Genomic DNA, 23,002 nt, shown 5'->3' on the forward strand with positions numbered 1-23,002 from the left:
AATAATATCAATTTGCGGTTTGCTATATAAATTTATAATTGTACATTTGCACCCCTATTTTATATAGGAAAAGGAATGTTTAATAAGTAAAATTAATTAGTGTGGACACATTAAGTTACAAAACAGTATCTGCCAACAAAGCTACCGTTACCAAAGAATGGTTGCACGTAGATGCTGAAGGACAGACTTTAGGACGTCTTTCTTCTGTAGTCGCTGTACTACTTAGAGGGAAGCACAAACCTAACTTTACCCCACACGTTGATTGCGGTGATAATGTTATCATTACCAATGCAGAAAAAATCAACTTAACAGGAAAAAAGTGGACAGATAAATCTTATATCCGTCATACTGGATATCCTGGAGGGCAAAGAAGTCTTACTGCTCAGGAGTTATTTGACAAAAACCCAGAGCGTTTAATCGAGAAAGCGGTAAAAGGAATGTTACCTAAAAACAAATTAGGAGCAGCTTTATTCCGTAATTTAAAGGTTTATGCAGGATCAGAACATGGTCAAGATGCTCAGAAGCCTAAAACTATTAACTTAAACGACTTTAAGTAATGGAAGTTATTCACAAAATTGGTCGTAGAAAAACGGCTGTAGCTAGAGTTTATCTTAAAGATGGTTCTGGAAAAATTACAGTGAACAAAAAAGACCTTAACGAGTATTTTACAACCGCACCTTTACAGTACAAAGTAAATCAGCCTTTTACCTTAACTGGTAATGAGGACAAATATGATGTAAATGTAAATGTATACGGAGGAGGAATCACTGGTCAGGCTGAAGCTGTTCGTTTAGCAATATCTAGAGCTGTATGCGAGCTAGACGAAGAAAACAGATCAATCCTTAAACCAGAAGGTTTATTGACCAGAGACCCAAGAATGGTAGAGCGTAAAAAATTCGGTCAGAAGAAAGCTCGTAAGAAATTTCAGTTCTCTAAACGTTAATTTATTAAAACAGTATTTGTTGTTACCTCTTAAACGAGGGTTAGTTTAGCATCTAAATGTACAAGGCCTTACAAAAGTAGCCACTTGAGCATTGCTAATTCAACAGAACGTAAACTATTACAAAAATGGCAAACAATATCGAAGTAAAAGAATTACTTGATGCAGGTGTACACTTTGGACACTTGACAAGAAGATGGGACCCAAATATGGCACCATATATCTATATGGAGCGTAATGGTATTCACATCATTAACTTATATAAAACTGCTGCTAAAATCGACGAAGCAAGTGAAGCTTTAAAAAAAATAGCAGCGTCCGGCAGAAAAATCCTTTTTGTTGCGACCAAGAAACAAGCTAAAGAAATCGTAGCCGAAAAAGCAAGCAAAGCAAACCAACCATACATTACTGAAAGATGGCCTGGTGGAATGCTTACTAACTTTGTTACTATTCGTAAAGCTGTTAAGAAAATGGCAGCTATCGATAGAATGAAGAAAGACGGTACTTTCAATACCTTATCTAAAAAAGAACGCTTACAAGTAGATCGTTTAAGAGCAAAATTAGAAAAGAACCTTGGTTCTATCTCTGACATGACTCGTCTACCTGGAGCATTATTTGTTGTAGATATTACTCGTGAGCACATCGCGGTAAAAGAAGCTCAAAAATTAAACATTCCAATTTTTGCAATGGTAGATACCAACTCTGACCCTCGTCAAGTTGATTATTTAATCCCTGCAAATGATGATGCTTCAAAATCTATTGATAAGGTAATGACATACGTTTCTGATGCAATAATAGAAGGTTTGAACGAAAGAAAAGCATCAAAAGATGCTCCTAAAAAAGAAGAAGCTTCTAAAAAAGAAGCTGCTCCTGCTCCAAAAGCAGAAGCAAAAGTTGAAGAGCCGGTAGTTTCTGAAGCAGCAAAGCAAGAGGAAGAATAAGCAGATTGGCCGTTTAACAATCTATAGTTAAAGTTAACTTTAACATAAAATTGATGAGTCGTTTGGTTCTTTACTTTTGCAGTATAAACTAAACGACTTGTTTTTTATAAAAAACACAATACAAAATTTAATATTTAAAGATATGGCAAAGATTACAGCCGCAGAAGTAAATAAATTAAGAAAAGCAACAGGTGCCGGAATGATGGATTGTAAAAAGGCGCTTGTCGAAGCTGAAGGAGATTTTGATAAAGCAATCGAAATCTTAAGAAAAAAAGGTCAGAAAGTTGCTGCAAACAGAGCTGACAGAGACTCTACCGAAGGTGCTGTTATTGCAAAAGTAAATGATGCAAAAAACAAAGGTGTAATCGTTTCTCTAAATTGTGAAACTGACTTCGTAGGAAAAAACGAAACTTTTGTTTCTTTGGCTCATGAATTAGCTGATCTGGCACTTACCGCTTCTTCAAAAGAAGACTTACTGGCCAAAGATTTTAATGGTATTTCTGTACAAGAAAAATTAACCGAGCAAACCGGTGTTATCGGAGAAAAAATTGAAATTGGTGATTTCAGAATTCTTGAAGCTCCATTCGTTGGTTCTTACATCCATGCTGGTAATAAAATTGGGGTTTTAACAGGTCTTTCTGGATCTGCAGATGGTGCCGAAGTAGTTGCTAAGGATGTTGCTATGCAGGCAGCCGCTATGAACCCAGTAGCTTTAAATGAAGATGGTGTTGATCAAACTGTGATCGATAAAGAAATCGAAATCGCAAAAGATCAATTACGTCAAGAAGGTAAGCCTGAAGCAATGTTAGACAATATTGCCAAAGGTAAAATCAAGCGTTTCTTTAAGGACAATACATTAGTAAACCAAGCTTTTATAAAAGATAGCAAACAAAGTGTTGCTGATTATGTAAAAACTCTTGGTGATGTATCTGTAGTTGCTTTTGAAAGAGTAGCTCTAGGATAGTCTAAAGAAAATCGCTTAATAGCAAAAAATTAAAAACCGCTTCTAAGTAAATTAGAAGCGGTTTTTTCTTCCTCATTTTTCAAAATATTTCTTGGATAGCACTCGCAACAATACAAAACCTTGAACCTCATCAAGGTCTTGCCCCCAAAATAAAGACTAACTCCCCAATCAGTCTGTATAAACGTGTAAGCACTATTTCAAAAATATTTATCATCCCCCTCATTTTTTTTGTTTTCCTCGAGGCAAACCTATAACATAATTCCATGCCAATCAATACATGCCATAGGGGAAAAGAACCCATTTTTAAAGGGGTTTTTTAATTTTGGTGCTATTTACAGAATCAAAAACCATAGCTTTATATTCTAAATTATTTCTTAAATTAAGAATATCATTATATTTGCATCACAGTTAAACCGAGCAATGAAATACAAAAGAATATTACTGAAATTATCTGGCGAAGCTCTTATGGGCGGGCGTCAATATGGGATTGATCCAAAAAGATTAGCAGAATATGCATATGAAATAAAACAAATAACCGATAAAGGAGTAGAAGTCGCTATCGTTATTGGAGGAGGTAATATATTCAGAGGGGTAGCAGGAGCCAGCAAAGGAATGGATCGCGTGCAAGCAGATCATATGGGAATGCTAGCCACGGTTATCAACGGGTTGGCATTACAAAGTGCCTTAGAAGATGCTGAAATCCCCACTCGATTACAATCGGCGATAAAAATTAACGAAGTTGCTGAGCCTTTCATAAAAAGAAGAGCAATAAGACATCTTGAAAAAGGAAGAGTTGTAATTTTTGGAGGAGGAACCGGAAATCCTTATTTCACAACCGACTCTGCTGCTGTTTTAAGAGCAATTGAAATTAATGCCGACGTAATCCTGAAAGGAACAAGAGTGGATGGAATATATACATCCGATCCAGAAAAAAATGCAGATGCAACAAAATTCGACTTTATCTCATTTGATGATGTTTTGCGAAAAGGACTAAAGGTTATGGATACTACTGCATTTACATTAAGTCAAGAAAATGAATTACCGATCATAGTTTTCGATATGAATAAAGCCGGGAATCTTCTTAAAGTTGTTTCTGGAGAATCTGTAGGTACTCAAGTAAACTTATAATCAGTATTGCATCAAAATGTGGTACACGTTTTGAGATCAGTCAAATGTAAAGAAATAAAAAAATGAACGAAGAAATAGATTTTATTCTAGATTCAACTAAAGAAGCAATGCAAGCTGCTATTGCACATTTAGAAAAAAAATTACTTAACATAAGAGCCGGCAAAGCTTCTCCAGCTATGCTTGGTGGTGTAATGGTAGAATACTATGGTTCTCCTACACCGCTTAATCAAGTAGGAAATGTAACTACACCCGATGCTCGAACAATTACTATTCAACCTTTTGAAAAATCTCTTATTCCAGAAATAGAAAAAGGAATTCAAATAGCAAATCTTGGGTTTAATCCCATGAACAACGGTGAAAGCGTAATCATTAATGTACCACCTTTAACTGAAGAACGACGTAGAGAACTTGTTAAGCAAGCAAAGGCTGAAGCAGAAGACTCTAAAGTTGGGGTTCGTAATGATCGAAAAAGTGCTAACAACGAAATTAAAAAACTAGAAAAAGATGGATTATCTGAGGATATGGCAAAAAATGCTGAGCTAGATATCCAGGAACTTACAGATACATTCATCAAAAAAATTGATGACATGTTTACCATAAAAGAAAAAGAAATTATGACGGTTTAACATTTTGTTATATACGTTAATAATATACAAAAGCGTTTTCTTTATGGAAACGCTTTTTCGTATATTCGTTTTTTGAACTCGGTCAATATAATGCGGAACAAATTATTTTGTTTATTATTTTTTACGCACTTCGTCTTAATATCTCAAATTAGCATTAATGGTATTGTAATTGACGGAAGTTCTAACCAACCCCTACCCTTTGCCACTGTAAAAACTGGTACTTCTTCGTATGCATTAACTTCAGTAACCGGCGAATTTATCATAAGAAGTAAAGACTACCCAGTAAACCTTGCAATAAGCTATATAGGGTATCAAACCAAGAATATTGTCATCACCTCTAATGATATAGAAAAAATTGAAATACAACTTTTTCCTAAGGAAGAAAACCTATCTCCTGTAAATCTTGATGCCACCGAAAATATTGCTGCCAAAATCATCAAAGAAGCCATTCAGAAAAAAAATCAAAATAATCCTCAAAAATCTTTGAATAGTTATCGTTATAAAAGCTACAACAAATTTACTATTACAGAAGATAACCGAGCAACATTAGACACCCCAGATTCTACCCATGTAGATATAAAGCAACTTATTAATAAAGCACATTCTTTTTTAAGCGAAAAGATAAGCACCCATCAGTTCAGTAAAAAAGCCGGAGAAAAAGAAACAGTATTAGCGACCAGAATGACTGGTTTCAAAGAACCCATATATAATATACTTGGAATCAAAGTGCAATCTAATTCATTATATAATGAAGATTATACCATTTTTCAAGACAAATATATTGGGCCTTTATCCAATAGAGCTCTCAGAAACTATTATTATAAAATTCTTGACACGACACAAGACAAAAACCCAGCTTTCGTAATACTGTTTCAACCTCGTAAATCAAAGCAACATGCCAGTTTGGAAGGTGTACTGTATATCGATATGAAAACGTTGGCCATACAAAAAGCTATAATTGAATTGCGAGGAGAGTTCAATGTTATGGCAACTCATAACTTTACATATTTCTCTGAGCACAATAGCTGGTTTCCTGTAAGTCAAGAGATTTCTATCAGACCTGGTTATGGCAGACAAAAAGTAAGCCTATTTGGGGGGCAAATATCTGTGGGGCGATTGGCTAGTGACCAGAGAAGTTTTACGGGCAATAATGATTTTTTAGTTTCTAAAACCGACTTGTTTGAGATTGAGTTAAACAGAGAACAAGATATAAAACAAAGTCAAGCTTCTATAAAGATTGACCCAGAAGCCAATAGTAGATCGGAAGAATATTGGAATCAATATCGCACTAGCACGATTACCGAAAAAGATTTAAACTCTTTTCCTGTTGTTGACAGTATTGTGAAAGCACAAAACATAAAACGAAGAATTGATGTAATACAAAGTTTTAACTTGGGGTATTATCCTGTTGGATTTTTCGATTTTGATCTCACATATCCAATAAAATATAATAATTACGAGGGATTACGACTGGGAATTGGTGGTTTAACCAATAATAAATTCTCAAAACGCTTTAGAGTTGAAGGATATGTCGTGTATGGCTTCAGAGATTCAAGATCAAAGTTTGGGGTAGGCACAGGAGTATTATTAAATAAAAATTCAAACTCCTGGCTCAACTTCAACTATACTGACGACATCAGAGAAGTGGGTAGTTTTTTATACCTGACTGATAGAAGAGTTTATTCGTTATTTGAACCTAGATTAGTAAACATAGATTTTTACTATAAACATAGAACCTGGAGCACTGGGGTGCAGTATCAAATTTTTCCCAAATTATTATCAGAGACTCAATTTTCTGTTAGCAACATTAATCAAACTGGAGGATATACTTTTTTGAATAATGAAACGACCTTTTCAGGGTATAAAATGGCAGAAGCTACGCTTGCTTTGCGATGGAGTCCTTTCAGTAAATTTCTAAAGACCCCTAAAGGGATTAAAGAAATAAAAGAAGGGTATCCCAAAATTACAGCGCAATATTCGCAAGGGTTAAAAGGAGTATTCGAAAGTGATTTTAGCTATAGCAAAGTGGGTATCAAAGCAGAATACAGTATTAATAGAATTAATCAATCCGGCACTAGCATTCTTTTTGAAGCCGATATAGCCAATGGTGATGTACCTCTTACCCATTTGTATCATGCATATCCAAATGCCCCTACAAAAGAGACTGTTTTTCAACGTTTCTCTGTTGCAGGACGAAGAACCTTTGAAACCATGTATTTTGGAGAGTTTTTTAGTGATAGACTTGCTACTCTACAAATAAAACATAGAATTAGACCTTTACAAGTGGCAAGCTGGCTTAAACCCGAAATCGTTTTTATTACACGATATGCTATAGGAGATGTAAGTAATCGCGATAATCATCAGGGGGTAGAGTTTACATCTTTGCAACGGGGATATCAAGAATCAGGCTTCGAGATTAATAAATTATTTGCAGGTTTTGGATTAAGTTTTGCTTATCGCTATGGCGGTTATCACCTTCCGAGATTTGAAGATAATATCTCATTTAAGTTTACTTTTTATCTCAAATTATAATCATTTAGAGGTAAATAATTTTCTTATTCAAATTCATGAGTAATAACTCATCAAATCCTTACATTTGCAACTGGAAAATAAAGGAATGACAAAATTATTCACTTTTGGATTTTGGAATGCGTTAGCCGGTGTTATACTCCGCAATAGAGCTATAATATTTCTCGTAATAGTTGGGCTAACAGTTTTTATGGGGTTTCAGTGGAAAAACATGAAATTTTCTCACTCTGAAGCCAATCTTCTACCTGACGATCATGAAATTAATATACAATATCAAAATTTTCTTGACAAGTTTGGTGAAGAAGGAAATTTGATTGTAATGGCTGTCAAAGACAGTACCCTTTTTACACCAGAGAAATTAAAAGCCTGGAATGATTTCAATAATTCCTTTAAAAAGTATCAAGAGATTGATCTTGTAATTTCTATTGCCGATCTAAAAAAGTTAGAAAAAAAAGATAATCCAGCTAGGTTCGAATTGGTACCATTGATCAAGGATTCGACATATACCAAGAAACAAGTTTCTGATTACGAAAATGAGCTCTTCAATAATCTACCGTTCTATGAAGGTTTGGTGTACAGTAAAAAATCTCATACTGTACAAAGTGCATTATACCTAAAAAAGGATATCGTAAATACTCCTGTAAGGAAAAAGTTTATTCAAAATGTATTGCAACCTGCAGTAGAAACTTTTGAAGCAAAACATGACCTTGATGTAAAGGTTTCGGGTATGCCATATATAAGAACCTTGAATTCTCAAAACATTATGGATGAGATTTCAATTTTTATTTTGGCAGCCTTATTAGTAACATCTATAATATTCTTCTTCTTTTTTAGGTCGTTTAGAGCTACTTTTATATCAATGACGGCCGTAATCATTGGAGTGATGTGGGCCTTTGGATTGCTAGGACTTTTAGAATATGAAATTACGGTATTAACCGCTATTATTCCTCCTTTGGTGATAGTAATAGGAATTCCCAACTGTATTTTCCTAATTAACAAATATCAACAGGAGATAAAAAAACACGGAAATAAAGCAAAATCACTTCAGCGAGTAATCACCAAGGTGGGTAATGCCACTTTGATGACCAATGTGACAACAGCATCTGGATTTGCCACTTTTGCGTTGACCGAAAGTAAGCTTCTTAAAGAATTTGGTATTGTTGCTTCTATTAATATCATTGCCTTATTTATTCTTTGTCTTTTGGTAATTACAATAATATACAGTTACATGCCTCAGCCAAAAGAAAGACACTTGGAACATCTTGGTAAAAAATGGATGGAGAAGCTTGTAGACTGGATGGAAAACATGGTAAAAAACAGAAGAGTAACAATTTACTTCACATCTGTAATAATATTAATAGTAAGCATTATTGGTATATACACCATAAAAGTCTCTGGAAGTTTGCTTGAGGATATGCCAAAAACAGCTGGATTTTATCAAGACATTACTTTTTTTGAAAAAGAGTTTGACGGCATTATGCCTTTAGAAATTTTAATTGACACCAAACGAAAACAAGGCGTATTAAAATTATCTACACTCAAGAGAATGGAGCAACTCCAAGAACTTCTAGAAGAAACACCCGAACTGTCCAAGCCTATTTCAATAGTGAGTCTAGTAAAATACTCTAAACAAGCTTTTTATAACGGAAATCCAAAATACTATCAAATACCAACAAGTCAGGAAAGAAATTTCATTCTACCATATGCAAAAAGTTTTGAATCGGAGGCAGGTGTGATGCAAAGTTATGTCGATTCTACGGGTAGGTATGCTCGTATCACTACTTTTATGAAAGATATAGGCACCGATCAAATGGATCGCATAGAAGCTACGCTGTCACCAAGGCTTGAAAAAATATTTCCGAAGGATCGCTACGAAGTTTCCTTTACCGGAAAAGCATTAATTTTTCAAAAAGGAACCCAATATCTTGTGTGGAACCTTACTTTCTCTCTTGGATTGGCCGTTATACTCATTGCATTGTTTATGGCCTGGATGTTTAGGTCCTGGAAAATGATTGTTATTTCATTAATTCCTAACTTACTACCACTGCTAATGACCGCGGGGTTAATGGGATATCTAGGAGTACCCATCAAACCATCAACGATTCTTGTTTTTAGTATTGCATTCGGAATCTCTGTTGATGATACCATTCATTTCTTGGCAAAATATAGGCAAGAGCTTAAATCTAATCACTGGAGGATCAGGAAATCTGTACTTTCTTCATTACGTGAAACGGGAGTAAGTATGTTCTATACCTCTACGGTACTATTTTTTGGCTTTTCGGTATTTATGATATCCAGTTTTGGAGGAACCAAGGCTCTTGGAGGTTTGGTATCTACCACTCTTTTGTTCGCTATGTTGGCAAATTTATTATTACTACCTTCTTTACTACTTTCTTTGGAAAGAAGTATTGCCAATAAAAAGACGTTAAAAGAACCTACCCTGAAAATTATCCCCAATGAAGAGGAATTAGAAGACTCTGAAGAATAAAAGAAAAAGATCCTAAAAAATAAAAGCCCCGCTAAAAACTTAGCGGGACTTGTGTAAGATAGATTACCCCAAAACCTATCGAACTAAACTTAACGTAAACACAATCGTCATAATTGCATAAGCAAGATACTATGCCTTTTTCTATTTTGAAATAGCCTCAGGGGGGGAAAAATCCCCTTTTTTGTAATTTAACTTAAAAATTAACATTATTTAAACTTGTAATTTTAAGCAAAAAAACAAATAATTGCTTGATTATCAGGTTATTAAATATGCTAAAATTGTTTCAAAAATTATAATTTAATCTTAAAAAAACTGTAAAAAATAGGCCGTTTTACCGCAAAAAAATACTGTTTTACGGGTTTCCTCATAGAATCGTCCTCGAAAAAAACGTCAGATTTCTATATTTTCCCTTAATTAGATTTATAATTAACAAAAAGAATACCAAACTACCGAGAAGTATAATCTTTTTTGAATTCAGAACATTATGCTTCAATCAGATTAAAAAATTATCTTTGCAACCTCAAATTTTATTGACAAGCGTATTTAAGCCATTGGAGATTTAATAACATTAGAAAAAATATACATAATGAAGCATACCAAGGTAATAGAAGTACTAAAAAGTGATAAGCTATTACAGCCCGTAACTGTAAAGGGATGGGTTCGTTCTTTTCGAAATGATCGCTTTATTGCCCTCAACGATGGGTCTACCATAAAGAACATTCAATGCGTTATAGAAGACGAAACAATAGATGCATCTATTAAAAACAGAATAAACGTAGGAGCAGCACTTACAATTGAAGGTACTTTGGTAGAAAGTCAAGGAAAGGGGCAACGTGTAGAAATACAAGTATCTAATGTTGTAATTGAAGGTGATGCCGACCCCGAAGAGCTTAAATTAACCATTCTATCCCCAAAACGTCACACACTCGAAAAATTGCGTGAACAGGCACATTTAAGAGTTCGCACCAATACATTTGGTGCTATAATGCGCGTACGCTCCAAAGTATCTTTTGCCATACACGACTATTTTCAGAAAAATGACTTTTACTATGTGCATACGCCAATAATTACAGGTAGTGATGCCGAAGGTGCCGGAGAAGCTTTTAAAGTTACTAACTTAGATCTCAACAATATTCCCAAAAATGAAGATGGCGAAGTAGATTATAAGCAGGATTTCTTTGGAAGAGAAACCAACTTAACTGTTTCTGGGCAATTAGAAGCTGAAACCTATGCAATGGGACTTGGTCAGGTGTATACGTTTGGACCAACTTTCAGAGCCGAAAATTCAAATACATCTCGACATCTGGCAGAATTCTGGATGATCGAACCTGAAATAGCTTTTTGTGATCTAGACGGAAACATGGATCTTGCTGAAGATTTCATTAAATATGTGATCCAGTATGTTCTTGATCATTGCCAGGATGACCTTGAGTTTTTGGAAAATCGCCTAGTGCAAGAAGACAAACAAAAACCTCAGGCAGAACGTGCAGAAATGCTGCTTAGAGATAAGCTGAAATTTGTTTTAGAAAACAACTTTAAAAGAGTAAGCTATACCGAAGCCATAGAAATACTTAAAAATTCTAAGCCCAACAAGAAAAAGAAATTTAAATTTCCTATCGATGGTTGGGGAGCAGATTTACAAAGTGAACATGAACGATTTTTGGTTGAAAAACATTTTAAGTGTCCGGTAATCTTATTTGATTACCCTGCCGATATAAAAGCATTTTACATGCGTTTAAATGAAGACGGAAAAACGGTAAGAGCTATGGATATACTTTTCCCGGGTATTGGAGAAATCGTAGGAGGTTCTCAACGTGAAGAACGTCTTGAAGTACTAAAAGAAAAAATGGCTGCACTGGATATTCCTGAAGAAGAATTATGGTGGTACCTAGATACCCGACGTTTTGGAACCTGTGTACATAGTGGTTTTGGACTTGGATTTGAGCGATTGGTCCTATTTGTAACCGGAATGGGGAACATTAGAGATGTAATCCCTTACCCAAGAACTCCGCTGAATGCAGAATTCTAATAGCAATCTCAAAAGATAAAAAACACCATCCGGAATTTGATTAAATTCCGGATGGTGTTTTTTATATACTTAATTTCCTTCGAACCACTTTTTAAAATCAACTACCTTTTCTCTGCTCACGATAACCTCTTTATCTATATGCTGGTACAATGTTAATTTTAAACGTCGATTTGTATACACCAAAACATCTTGAATTGAATTAATGTTTACGATAAAAGAACGATTTACTCTAAAAAAAATCCTGGGAGCCAATAACTCTTCTAGTTTTTCTAAAGTATATTCGATAATATACTTCTTTTTATTGTTTACAATGAGATACACATCCCTGCCTTCAGCAAAGAAAAATGAAATGTCTTCACTTTTCACAGAGTGAATATGATTACCCAAACGCACCAAAAACCTATTTTTAAATCCCTTTTCTGAAATATGTTTAACCACCTCATTTATTTCATGACCGCTAGAAAATTGAGAACGTAGTGTTGTAAACTTCTTTAGCGCTTTTGAAAGATCTGTAAACAAGATAGGTTTTAGAAGATAATCTATACTATTTACTTTAAAGGCATCAATAGCAAACTCATCAAAAGCTGTAGTAAAAATAACCGGTCTCTTTACTTCAACTTTGTCAAAAATCTCAAAACTTAAACCATCTTCAAGCTGAATATCCATAAAAACAAGGTCCACTTCTAATTGATGATGTCTCATCCAGTCTACAGCTTCTTCTATGGATGTTAATCTATTCATTACCACAATTTCTGCATCATACTTATGCAGATATCGCTCTAATTTTTCTGAGGCCAAAGGTTCGTCTTCAACTATAACTACTTTCATCTACAGTAAGTTTTGGTATCTGAATAATTTTGAACGCATCATCTACGGTGATACTAGTTTCAAGATCCGAATAATATCGGTAAGCGTCCTGGATATCTTTAATGGCGCTATGATCCATTGTTTCAATAATTTTTTCCTGATGCGGGTATTTTAATAAAATATATTGAGAGTTCTCTAGTATAGTAATGATCAACTCTTCATCCTTAGAAACTATTGTACTTCGAATTATTTGCTCTACAAAAGACAAAATACTCCCTGGTACTACCCAGGTAGTAATGGTTTCTTTATTAAGGCAACTTGTTTTCCTGTAAGGCAAGTGACCAAATAGAAGCAATAGTTGATCCAAAACTTCTAATTCCCTGCTTAGTGAAACCAATTCTTTTGACGTTTCGGCCAGAATGTAACGATATACTGCCGAAAAATGATCTACCAAAAGCTCGGCTTTCTCCTTGTCTTTCTTCATTAGTAAAATCAATGCCTCGAGTGTTTCATACATCAATATAGGATTTATCCCTTTCTTAAACTGAATAAAATCCTTTTCGACCCCTTGCTTCTTGGATAATTCTTGAGTAATAATTTCAGTATTTATTTTATGCAAAAACTGATGGCTTAGATATAGCGAAAGATATATAATGGTTATTAATGAAAAAATACTGTTAAAAATTATAAGTTCTGAAACATTAGGAGTAAACCCCAATACCAAATCAAAGTACAAGAACATTGACACGGTAACCAAAATGATTGTAATCATTATCGAGATTACCACCTGAAGCATAATTTTACCAACCAAGGACTTTGGAGATCTCAATTTTTCAAAAAAGAATAACGATATTCTGGAATATTCCTGGATAAGATATGATAATGCAATACAGACGTATAATTCTTGACCCAAAAACTCTTCCTGTAATTGAGCAACGTTATTGTTAACCAACAAAATTAACATATACACCAACGTCCCGCTACACAACGGACCAATGAGTCTAAAAACCGGATGATGTATAAATAACCTATTCATCTAATAATTGGAAGTTTTACGGTAAAGCTATCATCATCTACAATTTGTATAGTTTTGTCAAATAGCAACTCATACCTCGATCTTATATTACTAAGACCAATTTTAAAAGAATCTACTCTTTTTGGAAGAGCAGTTTTATTATTTGACACATGAATATAATTACGATCACTCGTAATAACTATCTCTACGATCTGCGAATCTGTTAACTGATTATGTTTTACCGTATTTTCAATTAACATCTGAAGTGCTAAAGGAGGGATTCTGGTTTTTAAAACTGAATCTGGCAATAGAACTTTTAAGCGAATGCGATCATTAAACCTGGTTCGCAATAAAAAATAATATGAATTAACAAACTGCAACTCCTCTTCTACACTTAACCATTTATCTTCATATTTAGTAAGGGTATATTGATATGACTTTGCTAATTCTCTTATAAAAAGCTCTGCTTTTTTGATATCGCTATATATCAAAGAAGATATGGTGTTCATACTATTAAATAGAAAATGAGGACTCAATTGCAATTTTAATGCTGTCAATTGCAATTCGGTTTGTTTTCGCTCTGCTTGCAACCTCATTATCTGCCCTTTGGCATATTGATAATACGAATGAATTGCGAAATATACAATGTTATAAATCAAGGAGACAAAAAATAAAAGTATAGCCAGTTTTAACAATATCTCATTGTATTCATCGGTAAAAGCAGTTTCTTGATTTTCGATAAAAGAAAAGCCATATAAGACTCCATAAGTAATAAGAAAAGCAACAATTGTATTGGATAATATACCTCCCAAGAGACGCAGTCCCGTGTATTTTTTCCAGGAAATATAATTGTTAAGCATTTCATTAAACATACTAACAGTATATGCAATGGCAATGCCCAAACAACCCGAACCCAATAATAGTTTTGCATTCTCTTTTTCGAGAGAGTAACCAACAAAACTATATGAGAGTATTCCTAAGAAAAAACCTACAAAAATGACAATGAAATGTTTTTTCACGATTGATGATTGACGATAAATATATTGATCCAAACCAAATTTCATCCTACCAAAATAGTCAATAAAATAAACTTGATAGGATGAAATATAATCTTATTATTCTATAGCCCTGATCGCTCTTCCGTAGTATGTCTCAGATGAAATACTTTTACAGGCATTGCGATATGTTTCTTTCACATTATCTGCAGATAATGATACCGATGATGCAAAGGCCATCAAACTTGAGGATAAGTAATGATCAGAACTTATTTGATCTGTAGCTCTAAGTACTGATATTAGTTGGATATTGTTCAATTTTCTCTTGGCAAGTTTTTTTAGAATAAAACTAGTATAATGATCTGAACCTACACTTGATAATGCTTGCAAAAACACATCTAAATTTGCACCATCAAGACCTTGTTGATTGATCACTTTTGTTAGAACTTCAGACATGTAATGATCAGAGCCAACAGAGGAGCCTGCCAATTGAAGTAAATCACCTAATTCGCTACTGTTTAATTTCCGATCCAATAGCCTCGCAAAAACTTTGGTGATATAACTATCCGATTGAATGTCTTCAATTGTCCCGATAAATGCTTTATAATTTTCTTTGGAAAGCCTAGGTAAATCTAATGCTTTTAATAACACCTGAGATTTATAGTGGTCGGATCCTATTTGCTTAGAATTTTCAATTAAAAGTGTAAGGTTAGTATCATTAAGGTCTCTGTTTTTCATCACTTTTATAAGTACTTGAGACATATAATGATCAGAATCAATTCCTGTCGTGATTTTAAATAGCTTACCAATCTGGTCATCAGAAAGGCTTCTGTTTTCTATGGCAGTATTTAATACCGTAGCCACATAATGATCAGAACTAATACTTTTTGCAGCTTCTATGTAGGCAGAAATCAAGGTTCCTGAGGCCAGAAAACTATCTTGTCTGTATTTTAACAATCCAGCAAGATAATGATCTGATTCTATTTCTTCTCCGGCAACCTTAAGTAACGTTTCCAAATCTTGGGAAGAAAGATTTTTTTCGAGCACCAATTTAAAGTACGCAGATTTTACATGATCACTCTCTAATGATCGAATTTCATTAAAAACTGCGTTGGCCCCACCTTGTGAATAAAAGCGATTTATTCTGCTTTTTGCACCCAAGGTTGTTGTTCTTACAACATCTGGTAAAATCTCTCCCAGCCATTTTTTACCTTCAGATTCGAAATCTTTTTTAGAGGATCCAACGAAGTATTTTTTATTAAGCCTCCCATTGGCATCAGATTCGATTACAATCTTACGCCTACTTCCAAAAGCAGATTTCTTTATTTCGATATAACCTCCCTCTGAAATTGCGATAATATCTTTGTCATCGTTTGATAACGTAATTTCACCTTCGTAATTCACCGAAAAATCCCCAAAAAAACCATCTTGAACCTTAATTGAAGTTTTGCCATTATTGTAATTTACGGCATATGATGTGTTTTGAGCATTAAGAGTAGAAAGAAAGAGTAAAGAAGCAATTAAAAATATAATCCTGCTTAGATTCGCGGTAATAATTCTTGATACCAGATACATAACTATTCGTTTTTTGATTAATGATTAACCCAAAGATGAAACGTTATTCTCTATAATAAAAAACTAATGAAGTGAACTGTACAGGTTATGTATTGAAATGTACATATGATATAAATTTCATGTTAAAATAACAATCAAAATAACTATAAAGTAGTACAAAGGAAAATCTTAATAACAATGAAATCTATAGTGAAAGCATTAGTTTTGGCGAAAATAGATTGCGACTTCAAATTCAATGTTCAGAACAAAGTATTACTTAATTATAATGTTTTTTCATCAAAATCTCAGAAATCAAATCTTGAATTACCAATTTTTCAGGATCGGGCTTTTGAGACTTATTTCTTGCTCTTTTTATTTTTTCGTAATGTGGCATTTTATTGGTTTCGGTAAGTGCTTTTAAGACTTCCTCAAAAAAACCGCTCAAAATAGGAATTAAGTATTTACTCGATTCATTTCTTCTCTTGATGTGAATAAATTTTTTGGTATATGCCAGGAAAATCTGAGGATATTGGGCAAAAGTCATTAATGCCTCACAAAAACTTTGATACACTTCCTCTTTACTCAGGTTATTTCTGAACCTAAGCTTGGAAGCATCAATTTGTTTCAATGTATACAACAAAACACTTTCTTTAATAAAAATACTATAATCATTTGTGGAATAATAGTATACTTCCATACCTATGTTCGTGTTGACAACTAATACTTCGTTTCCAATGTTTTCTTTCAAAAAAGATTCAAAAACAGTAACCATAGCCGATGACATCAAAAGTCGTCTCTTGATGTCTATCGACCTTATATTTACTGATTTTATACTCATACTAATATATCATGAAGCAACATTGGATAACTCTGGTATTTCCAAGCCTTGATTTTTTGCGTGCATACCAGCAGTATGTCCTTTATTATCTTTGGCCATTATATCGGCTCCATTTTCGATCAATAACTTAATAATTTCAACTTGCCCAAAAGTTGCAGCGTAGATTAAAGCCGTAGCCTCATTAAAACTTTTGGCATTTACATCGGCTCCGGATTCGATTAACAGTTTTGCTATATCATAATATCCTTTAAAACACACCCCCATTAAGGCTGTATTACCCGATCCGTCTTTTATATTTATATCAGGATTAAAACCTAGAATACCTCTTGTCATTTCTTTATGACCGTAGTATGATGCCAGCAATAAAGGTGTAGATCCCCTTGTATCCTTCACATTTACTAGGTTTGGGTTTGTATTTAGTATTGCCTCTACTTCTGTTAAATCTCCGGATCTTATAGCATTAAAAATATCTTCCATAGCATGAAATATCTTCATTAAAAAAGTTAAAATAAACGATTGAAATTCAACCTTAAGGTATCAAAAAAAACTTAGATCTCACAGAATCCTAAGGATTTACAATTCTTATTATCTGTAATTGAATTAATACGGGTGATTTGACAACAAACCACCCGAGAAAATTCTGGTAATTGTATGATAAATATTAAACTATATCAAAACGATCTAGATTCATAACTTTGCTCCATGCCGCCACAAAATGATGCACAAATTGTTCTTGAGAATCTGCACAACCATATGCCTCGGCAAGTGCTCTTAGTTCTGAGTTTGAACCGAATATTAAGTCTACCCGGGTTCCGGTCCATTTTAATTCTCCGGTGGATCGATCGCGCCCCTCGAATAATTCTTCGCTTTCTGAAGCTGCTCTCCATGTAATACTTAAATCTAATAAATTCACAAAGAAATCATTAGTTAAAGCATCTGTACGATTGGTAAAAACCCCATGTTTTGATTTATCTGCATTGGTATCAAGAACTCTTAGACCTCCAACAAGAACAGTCATCTCGGGTGCAGTAAGTGTTAACAACTGAGCACGATCTACCAACATTTCCTCTGTAGAAACCCCATATTTTCCTTTAACGTAATTGCGAAAGCCATCGACTCTGGGCTCAAGTATAGAAAAAGATTCTACATCGGTTTGTTCTTGTGAAGCGTCACCGCGTCCAGGAGTAAAAGGAACGTCTACCTCATGACCGGCGTTTTTTGCTGCTTTTTCTATAGCTGCATTTCCTGCGAGAACGATTATATCGGCAAGCGAAACTTCTTTATCACTATTCGAACTGTTGAATTCCTTTTGAATACGCTCTAAGGTATCAATCACATTTGCCAATTGTTTAGGATTATTTACCGCCCAATCTTTTTGTGGAGCAAGACGAATTCTAGCCCCATTAGCACCTCCTCGCATATCAGAACCTCTAAACGTTGATGCAGAAGCCCAAGCTGTCGATACTAATTCAGAAATGGACAAACCAGAAGCTAGTATATTACTTTTTAAAGCAGCGATATCACTATCATCAACCAATTGGTGTGTTACTTTTGGTATTGGATCTTGCCAAATTAATTCCTCTTGAGGAACTTCAGGACCTAAATAACGAACCACCGGACCCATATCACGATGTGTTAGCTTAAACCATGCACGAGCAAAGGCTTCTTCAAACTCTGCCGGATTTTCCTGAAAGTGTTTAGATATTTTTAAATATTCCGGATCCATTTTTAATCCCATATCTGCAGTAGTCATCATTAGATCCTGGTTCTTTGAAGAATCGTGAGCTTGTGGAGCCATTTTTGCCGCAGATGCTGCAGTAGGCTTCCATTGATGGGCTCCTGCAGGACTTTTTGTAAGCTCCCACTCATACCCTAGTAACACATCAAAATAATCATGATCCCATTTTGTAGGATTAGGAGTCCATGCACCTTCTATACCACTAGTAATGGTATCGTCACCATGACCGCTTCCAAAGGTATTTTTCCAACCAAGACCTTGTTCCTCGATATTGGCTCCAGCTGGTTCTCTTCCTACATATTTATCAGGATCTGCGGCACCATGGGCTTTTCCAAATGTATGACCACCAGCTACAAGTGCTACAGTTTCTTCATCATTCATTGCCATACGCCCAAATGTTTCACGTATATCCCTGGCAGATGCTACAGGATCAGGATTTCCATTGGGTCCTTCTGGATTTACATAAATCAATCCCATTTGTACTGCCCCCAGTGGATTTTCCAATTCTCTGTCTCCTTCATAACGTTTATCCCCAAGCCACTCAGTTTCTGCCCCCCAATAGATATCTTCTTCTGGTTCCCATACATCTTCTCTTCCTCCACCAAAACCAAACGTCTTAAACCCCATTGATTCTAAAGCACAATTCCCTGCCAGAATCATAAGATCTGCCCAAGAGATCTTTCTGCCGTACTTTTGCTTAATCGGCCAAAGCAATAATCTTGCTTTATCAAGATTTCCATTATCTGGCCAGCTATTTAATGGTGCAAAACGTTGTGTTCCTGATCCTGCACCTCCTCGACCATCAGCAATTCGATAAGTACCTGCACTATGCCAGGCCATTCGAATAAAGAATGGACCATAATGCCCATAATCTGCAGGCCACCAATCCTGAGAGTCTGTCATAAGTACATATAGATCCTTTTTAACCGCATCAAGATCAAGAGATTTAAATTCTTCTGCATAATCAAACGTTGTATCCATTGGATTGGATAAAGAAGAATGTTGTCTAAGGATATTTAGTTTTAATTGATTTGGCCACCAGTCACGATTAGTGGTACCTCCACCTGCTCCTTCTTTTAGAGAACCATTTAAAAAAGGACACATTTCTTGCCCATTACCACTATAATTTGAGCCATGAGGATGAGTGGTTTTAAGATTGTTAGTTTCCATTGCTTGTAAATTAAGATTAAACGATAATGTGTTACTACTTTTCCAAATTTACAATAACATTTCCCTATTATTTATAAAATTTCAATATATAAGATCTATACTGTTATTTGAGACACTTATAAATCAAATTCTTATGCAGACTTTCCCTTTTTAAATTTAGCAAAATGCATTGGTTCTAACCTAAAAGAAGATTATATAATATTCATAAAATTATATTTGAAGCTTGAATACTGTAGCTTAAGATCACTATTGCTCTATCCATTTTCTGAAATCTGATGTGTTTGCAGAACTAGTCATAACTTTTTCTTCAACACCTTTAAGTTTTATAAGTAATCTGTTTTTGAAATGATTTTCAATATTTTCTATGTATTCTATATGTATAATTTGACTTCGATTTATTCTAAAAAACTTTTTTGGATGCAACTGTTCTGCAAGAACGCTAATTTTTTGAAGAATTGGATGTTTCTTACCTTGTATATCTGTAGCCATACAAAAATCTCCTGAAGCTTCAATAACACTAATATCGCTAACATTTAATAACTGTATTCCCTTACTTCTCTTTATTACAAATCTTTTTTTATACTGTATATGCTCTTCTTGTAATGCCGACTTCAGAAAATTGAGAGTTGAAGAATTTAAGGTGTTATATTGCCCTTGTTTAAATAAAGACTCATACTTATCGATCGCCTTTTTAAAATCGCCCTTAGAATATGGTTTTAAAATATATGCAATACCATTGGTGTTAAATGCTTGGAATAAATATTCATCATGAGCCGAACAAAAGATAATGGGACAATCAACATTTATCTCATTAAACAAATCGAAGGAAATACCATCCAACAATTGAATATCTGATAATATTACGTTGTATGTTTCGGATTTTAAAAAACTCTTGCCTTCAGCCACAGAACGTGACCAATCATGAGCAATACCTTGACCAAAGTATTCGTCGAGATATTTAACAAGCTTTTGATAAGCTGGAATTTCGTCTTCTAAAATTAAAATACGCATTGTTCTATGATTCACTACTTAATTTAATAATGGGAATTGACACCTTGTACTTTGATTCTGTATTAATGATTTGTATCTCTTGATCGGATAACAATTTATACCTTGTTTTTAAATTTTCTAAACCCGTACCAAAGGATTCTTGTCCAGAACGCATATTGGATTTGTTATTAATTACTGTCAACCAATCATCAGTAACTTCAACCAATACATTAATACGACCTTGCCCCACCGCTTTATTATGCTTCACTACATTTTCGAGTAAGGTTTGCAATGCTCCCGTTGGAATAAATTTATCTTCTAAGGTGATATCTTTTTTCACTTCAAAATTGTAATCTTTTCCAAACCGGGTCTGAATAAGAAAAATATAGTTTTCGGCAAGTTCAATTTCTTCAGAAAGCTCCATTACTTCGGCATCTTTGGTCTGTATCAAATAGCGATAGATCAATGAAAGCCTATTAATGTACTCTTTGGCTTTTGTAGCATTACTATCAATTAATGCATCGAGAGTATTAAGATTATTGAATAAAAAATGAGGATCTATTTGAGAGCGTAGCAATTTAAGCTCATTTTCTTTTTGTTGTTTTTGCACGTTAAAAAACTGTGCTTGACTTTCATAGAATTTTTTGGACAGTAAAATACCTAGTGTGAATCCCACCTCTTCGGTGATTTCAAAAACACTAATAGCTATAAGATTATACCATGTTGGAAAACTATTCCAATCATGCCCTCCAGACCAATAACCAGCCAAATAAGTAATAAAACCACCTATACCCAATATAGTAAGTCCCCAAAACGCAAGCTGAAAATATTTCTTCTCTTTAATTAGAAAGTTAGGAACAATCCAGTATATAAAAAGTAAGCTTACCGCAAAAGAAGTAATAATTGCTGCCGGTATATCTATCAGATATTCTAAAAGCTCATTATCTTGTCTATAATAATTGATACAATTTAATATCGTCGTAATGACATATACAATTATTATAACAGTATAATCGGACTTGTTTAACCTAGTCTCCATTAAATTAAATTATAATTGTTTAGGCTTTCTTATTTGCTTTATAATCCATCTTGCAAAAAATATTATGACAAGAATAAGAAAAATAAAACTCACTCCTAAAATGACATACAGTTTTGTTCTTCCAGGATCTGCAAGCATATAAAAGAACAATTCTTGCCCCAGTTGTTCTCCATATTCAGAATTGGTAAATATTACAAACCCCCAATCCTTTTCTGTATCCAAAGTAAACCAACTAGTAAATCCTTCATTATTGCCACTGTGCAGATAAATATTGGTGAATGGAAAATGAATGGTTAAAAAACCTAGTGTATATGACACATCAACTCCGTCATAAGGTACTTTTGAATGTGGTTTCAACAGCTCATTATAACTTTGCCTGGATAAAACTTTTTTATTCATTACGCCTATCATCCATTTTGAAAAATCCAAAGATTCTGAATGTATGGATGAAGGTGCATAAAAATTACCTTCCTCTTTTTGTACCCAATAATCATTTTTCCAGTCTATCCAATTCCTGTCTTCGTCATAGGGTTCTGCTTTGTGTTTTCTGGTATACTCATTTTGAATATATACCGTGTGTTTCAGTCCCAGGGGTTTACCAACTCTTTCTTGAAATTCGGCTTCAAGTCCAGCATCATCCGTGTTTAAAATATGTTTTATTACTTGTGTTACATATTGATATCCTTCACCAGAATAAAAATAATCGGTCCCCGGCTCAAATTGAATATTAAGTTTACCATCCTTATTATCTTCTCGCCAATTTGGAAACCCCGAGCGGTGACTAAGTGCCATTCTTGCTGTGATTTTTTTGTACCGTTCATCATGTGCGATATCTGGATATTCCAAATACTCAAATAATGGTTTATCAAGATCTAGTACCCCTTCTTCTACAAAAGTCATTACAAAAAATCCAAAAACTGGTTTCGAAATTGATGCACCTTCAAAAATAGTCTTGGAATCTACAGGTATTTTATTAGCAACATCGGCCAAACCTTTGGTTTTGTGGCATACAACTTTACCATCATTAAGAACGGCAATCGATAATCCAGGAATATCATATTCTTCCATTTTAGCATCGAGAAACCCATCCAAAGTCTCTTTAGGAATATCAAAACCAAGATAACTATCTATTGTATCGGTTTTTGAAGAGCAGGCCCCTAAAATTCCTAGTAGGATTACTATTCTAAGTAATTTTATAAATCTACACATAC

Annotated in this window: 19 protein-coding genes; 9 read left to right on the plus strand and 10 right to left on the minus strand. The window is 34.3% G+C overall.

Features of this window, described 5'->3' with window-relative positions:
• Positions 1-101 precede the first annotated feature (101 nt).
• The 9 genes from rplM to asnS all read left to right on the plus strand — a co-directional run bounded on the left by rplM (position 102) and on the right by asnS (position 11,645).
• Positions 102-557: a 50S ribosomal protein L13 gene (gene rplM, locus U6A24_RS01755; protein ID WP_324178213.1), complete on the plus strand. Its 456-nt coding sequence runs from the start codon at positions 102-104 to the stop codon at positions 555-557.
• The gene (gene rpsI, locus U6A24_RS01760; protein WP_324178214.1) at positions 557-943 is read left to right on the plus strand and encodes a 30S ribosomal protein S9; all 387 of its coding nucleotides are present in this window, start codon (positions 557-559) and stop codon (positions 941-943) included. Before rplM ends, rpsI begins: the two co-directional genes overlap by 1 nt.
• Positions 944-1,068: 125 nt before the next feature.
• Positions 1,069-1,881 (plus strand): 30S ribosomal protein S2, encoded by an 813-nt coding sequence (gene rpsB, locus U6A24_RS01765; RefSeq protein ID WP_324178215.1) that lies wholly within the window; start codon positions 1,069-1,071, stop codon positions 1,879-1,881.
• Between the two features lie 142 nt (positions 1,882-2,023).
• Positions 2,024-2,845 (plus strand): translation elongation factor Ts, encoded by an 822-nt coding sequence (tsf, locus tag U6A24_RS01770; RefSeq protein WP_324178216.1) that lies wholly within the window; start codon positions 2,024-2,026, stop codon positions 2,843-2,845.
• 420 nt (positions 2,846-3,265) lie between these two features.
• Positions 3,266-3,973: a UMP kinase gene (gene pyrH, locus U6A24_RS01775; RefSeq protein ID WP_324178217.1), complete on the plus strand. Its 708-nt coding sequence runs from the start codon at positions 3,266-3,268 to the stop codon at positions 3,971-3,973.
• Positions 3,974-4,035: 62 nt separating this feature from the next.
• Positions 4,036-4,599, plus strand: coding sequence for a ribosome recycling factor (gene frr, locus U6A24_RS01780; RefSeq protein WP_324178218.1), 564 nt, complete (start codon positions 4,036-4,038; stop codon positions 4,597-4,599).
• Between the two features lie 90 nt (positions 4,600-4,689).
• Entirely contained in the window at positions 4,690-7,131 is a 2,442-nt protein-coding gene (locus U6A24_RS01785) for a DUF5686 family protein (protein ID WP_324178219.1), read from the plus strand.
• 85 nt (positions 7,132-7,216) lie between these two features.
• Positions 7,217-9,616: an efflux RND transporter permease subunit gene (locus U6A24_RS01790; RefSeq protein WP_324178220.1), complete on the plus strand. Its 2,400-nt coding sequence runs from the start codon at positions 7,217-7,219 to the stop codon at positions 9,614-9,616.
• Between the two features lie 586 nt (positions 9,617-10,202).
• Positions 10,203-11,645 (plus strand): asparagine--tRNA ligase, encoded by a 1,443-nt coding sequence (asnS, locus tag U6A24_RS01795; protein WP_324178221.1) that lies wholly within the window; start codon positions 10,203-10,205, stop codon positions 11,643-11,645.
• A gap of 69 nt (positions 11,646-11,714) precedes the next feature.
• On the opposite strand, the gene U6A24_RS01800 is transcribed toward asnS, so the two are convergent.
• The 10 genes from U6A24_RS01800 to U6A24_RS01845 form a co-directional block, all read right to left on the minus strand.
• Positions 11,715-12,473 carry a LytR/AlgR family response regulator transcription factor gene (locus U6A24_RS01800; RefSeq protein ID WP_324178222.1) on the minus strand — a complete coding sequence of 253 codons (759 nt, stop codon included), beginning with the start codon at positions 12,471-12,473 and terminating at the stop codon, positions 11,715-11,717.
• A complete protein-coding gene (locus U6A24_RS01805; protein WP_324178223.1) occupies positions 12,454-13,488 on the minus strand; it encodes a histidine kinase in 1,035 nt (344 codons plus the stop codon). Before U6A24_RS01805 ends, U6A24_RS01800 begins: the two co-directional genes overlap by 20 nt.
• Entirely contained in the window at positions 13,485-14,486 is a 1,002-nt protein-coding gene (locus U6A24_RS01810) for a sensor histidine kinase (protein ID WP_324178224.1), read from the minus strand. Before U6A24_RS01810 ends, U6A24_RS01805 begins: the two co-directional genes overlap by 4 nt.
• A gap of 96 nt (positions 14,487-14,582) precedes the next feature.
• Positions 14,583-16,037, minus strand: coding sequence for a hypothetical protein (locus U6A24_RS01815; RefSeq protein WP_324178225.1), 1,455 nt, complete (start codon positions 16,035-16,037; stop codon positions 14,583-14,585).
• A 256-nt stretch (positions 16,038-16,293) separates the two neighbouring features.
• Positions 16,294-16,854, minus strand: coding sequence for a hypothetical protein (locus U6A24_RS01820; protein ID WP_324178226.1), 561 nt, complete (start codon positions 16,852-16,854; stop codon positions 16,294-16,296).
• A gap of 9 nt (positions 16,855-16,863) precedes the next feature.
• Positions 16,864-17,349 carry an ankyrin repeat domain-containing protein gene (locus U6A24_RS01825; protein ID WP_324178227.1) on the minus strand — a complete coding sequence of 162 codons (486 nt, stop codon included), beginning with the start codon at positions 17,347-17,349 and terminating at the stop codon, positions 16,864-16,866.
• A gap of 166 nt (positions 17,350-17,515) precedes the next feature.
• Positions 17,516-19,762: a catalase/peroxidase HPI gene (gene katG / locus U6A24_RS01830; RefSeq protein WP_324178228.1), complete on the minus strand. Its 2,247-nt coding sequence runs from the start codon at positions 19,760-19,762 to the stop codon at positions 17,516-17,518.
• Positions 19,763-20,008: 246 nt separating this feature from the next.
• Complete coding sequence (locus U6A24_RS01835) at positions 20,009-20,773, minus strand: LytR/AlgR family response regulator transcription factor (protein WP_324178229.1); 765 nt, start codon at positions 20,771-20,773, stop codon at positions 20,009-20,011.
• A 4-nt stretch (positions 20,774-20,777) separates the two neighbouring features.
• Complete coding sequence (locus tag U6A24_RS01840; protein WP_324178230.1) at positions 20,778-21,791, minus strand: sensor histidine kinase; 1,014 nt, start codon at positions 21,789-21,791, stop codon at positions 20,778-20,780.
• 9 nt (positions 21,792-21,800) lie between these two features.
• Positions 21,801-23,000 carry a serine hydrolase domain-containing protein gene (locus U6A24_RS01845; RefSeq protein WP_324178231.1) on the minus strand — a complete coding sequence of 400 codons (1,200 nt, stop codon included), beginning with the start codon at positions 22,998-23,000 and terminating at the stop codon, positions 21,801-21,803.
• Between the last annotated feature and the right edge of the window lie 2 nt (positions 23,001-23,002).

It is taken from the genome of Aquimarina gracilis (assembly GCF_035285365.1).
Lineage (GTDB): Bacteria > Bacteroidota > Bacteroidia > Flavobacteriales > Flavobacteriaceae > Aquimarina > Aquimarina gracilis.

Excerpts from the sequence above, each read along its gene's own strand:
- tsf (WP_324178216.1), top strand. The coding sequence starts at position 2,024 with ATGGCAAAGATTACAGCCGCAGAAGTAAATAAATTAAGAAAAGCAACA.
- U6A24_RS01825 (WP_324178227.1), bottom strand. The coding sequence starts at position 17,349 with ATGAAGATATTTCATGCTATGGAAGATATTTTTAATGCTATAAGATCC.
- U6A24_RS01800 (WP_324178222.1), bottom strand. The coding sequence starts at position 12,473 with ATGAAAGTAGTTATAGTTGAAGACGAACCTTTGGCCTCAGAAAAATTA.
- asnS (WP_324178221.1), top strand. The coding sequence starts at position 10,203 with ATGAAGCATACCAAGGTAATAGAAGTACTAAAAAGTGATAAGCTATTA.
- U6A24_RS01805 (WP_324178223.1), bottom strand. The coding sequence starts at position 13,488 with ATGAATAGGTTATTTATACATCATCCGGTTTTTAGACTCATTGGTCCG.
- frr (WP_324178218.1), top strand. The coding sequence starts at position 4,036 with ATGAACGAAGAAATAGATTTTATTCTAGATTCAACTAAAGAAGCAATG.
- katG (WP_324178228.1), bottom strand. The coding sequence starts at position 19,762 with ATGGAAACTAACAATCTTAAAACCACTCATCCTCATGGCTCAAATTAT.
- U6A24_RS01820 (WP_324178226.1), bottom strand. The coding sequence starts at position 16,854 with ATGAGTATAAAATCAGTAAATATAAGGTCGATAGACATCAAGAGACGA.
- U6A24_RS01845 (WP_324178231.1), bottom strand. The coding sequence starts at position 23,000 with ATGTGTAGATTTATAAAATTACTTAGAATAGTAATCCTACTAGGAATT.
- U6A24_RS01835 (WP_324178229.1), bottom strand. The coding sequence starts at position 20,773 with ATGCGTATTTTAATTTTAGAAGACGAAATTCCAGCTTATCAAAAGCTT.
- U6A24_RS01790 (WP_324178220.1), top strand. The coding sequence starts at position 7,217 with ATGACAAAATTATTCACTTTTGGATTTTGGAATGCGTTAGCCGGTGTT.
- U6A24_RS01840 (WP_324178230.1), bottom strand. The coding sequence starts at position 21,791 with ATGGAGACTAGGTTAAACAAGTCCGATTATACTGTTATAATAATTGTA.
- pyrH (WP_324178217.1), top strand. The coding sequence starts at position 3,266 with ATGAAATACAAAAGAATATTACTGAAATTATCTGGCGAAGCTCTTATG.
- rpsI (WP_324178214.1), top strand. The coding sequence starts at position 557 with ATGGAAGTTATTCACAAAATTGGTCGTAGAAAAACGGCTGTAGCTAGA.
- U6A24_RS01785 (WP_324178219.1), top strand. The coding sequence starts at position 4,690 with ATGCGGAACAAATTATTTTGTTTATTATTTTTTACGCACTTCGTCTTA.
- U6A24_RS01815 (WP_324178225.1), bottom strand. The coding sequence starts at position 16,037 with ATGTATCTGGTATCAAGAATTATTACCGCGAATCTAAGCAGGATTATA.
- rpsB (WP_324178215.1), top strand. The coding sequence starts at position 1,069 with ATGGCAAACAATATCGAAGTAAAAGAATTACTTGATGCAGGTGTACAC.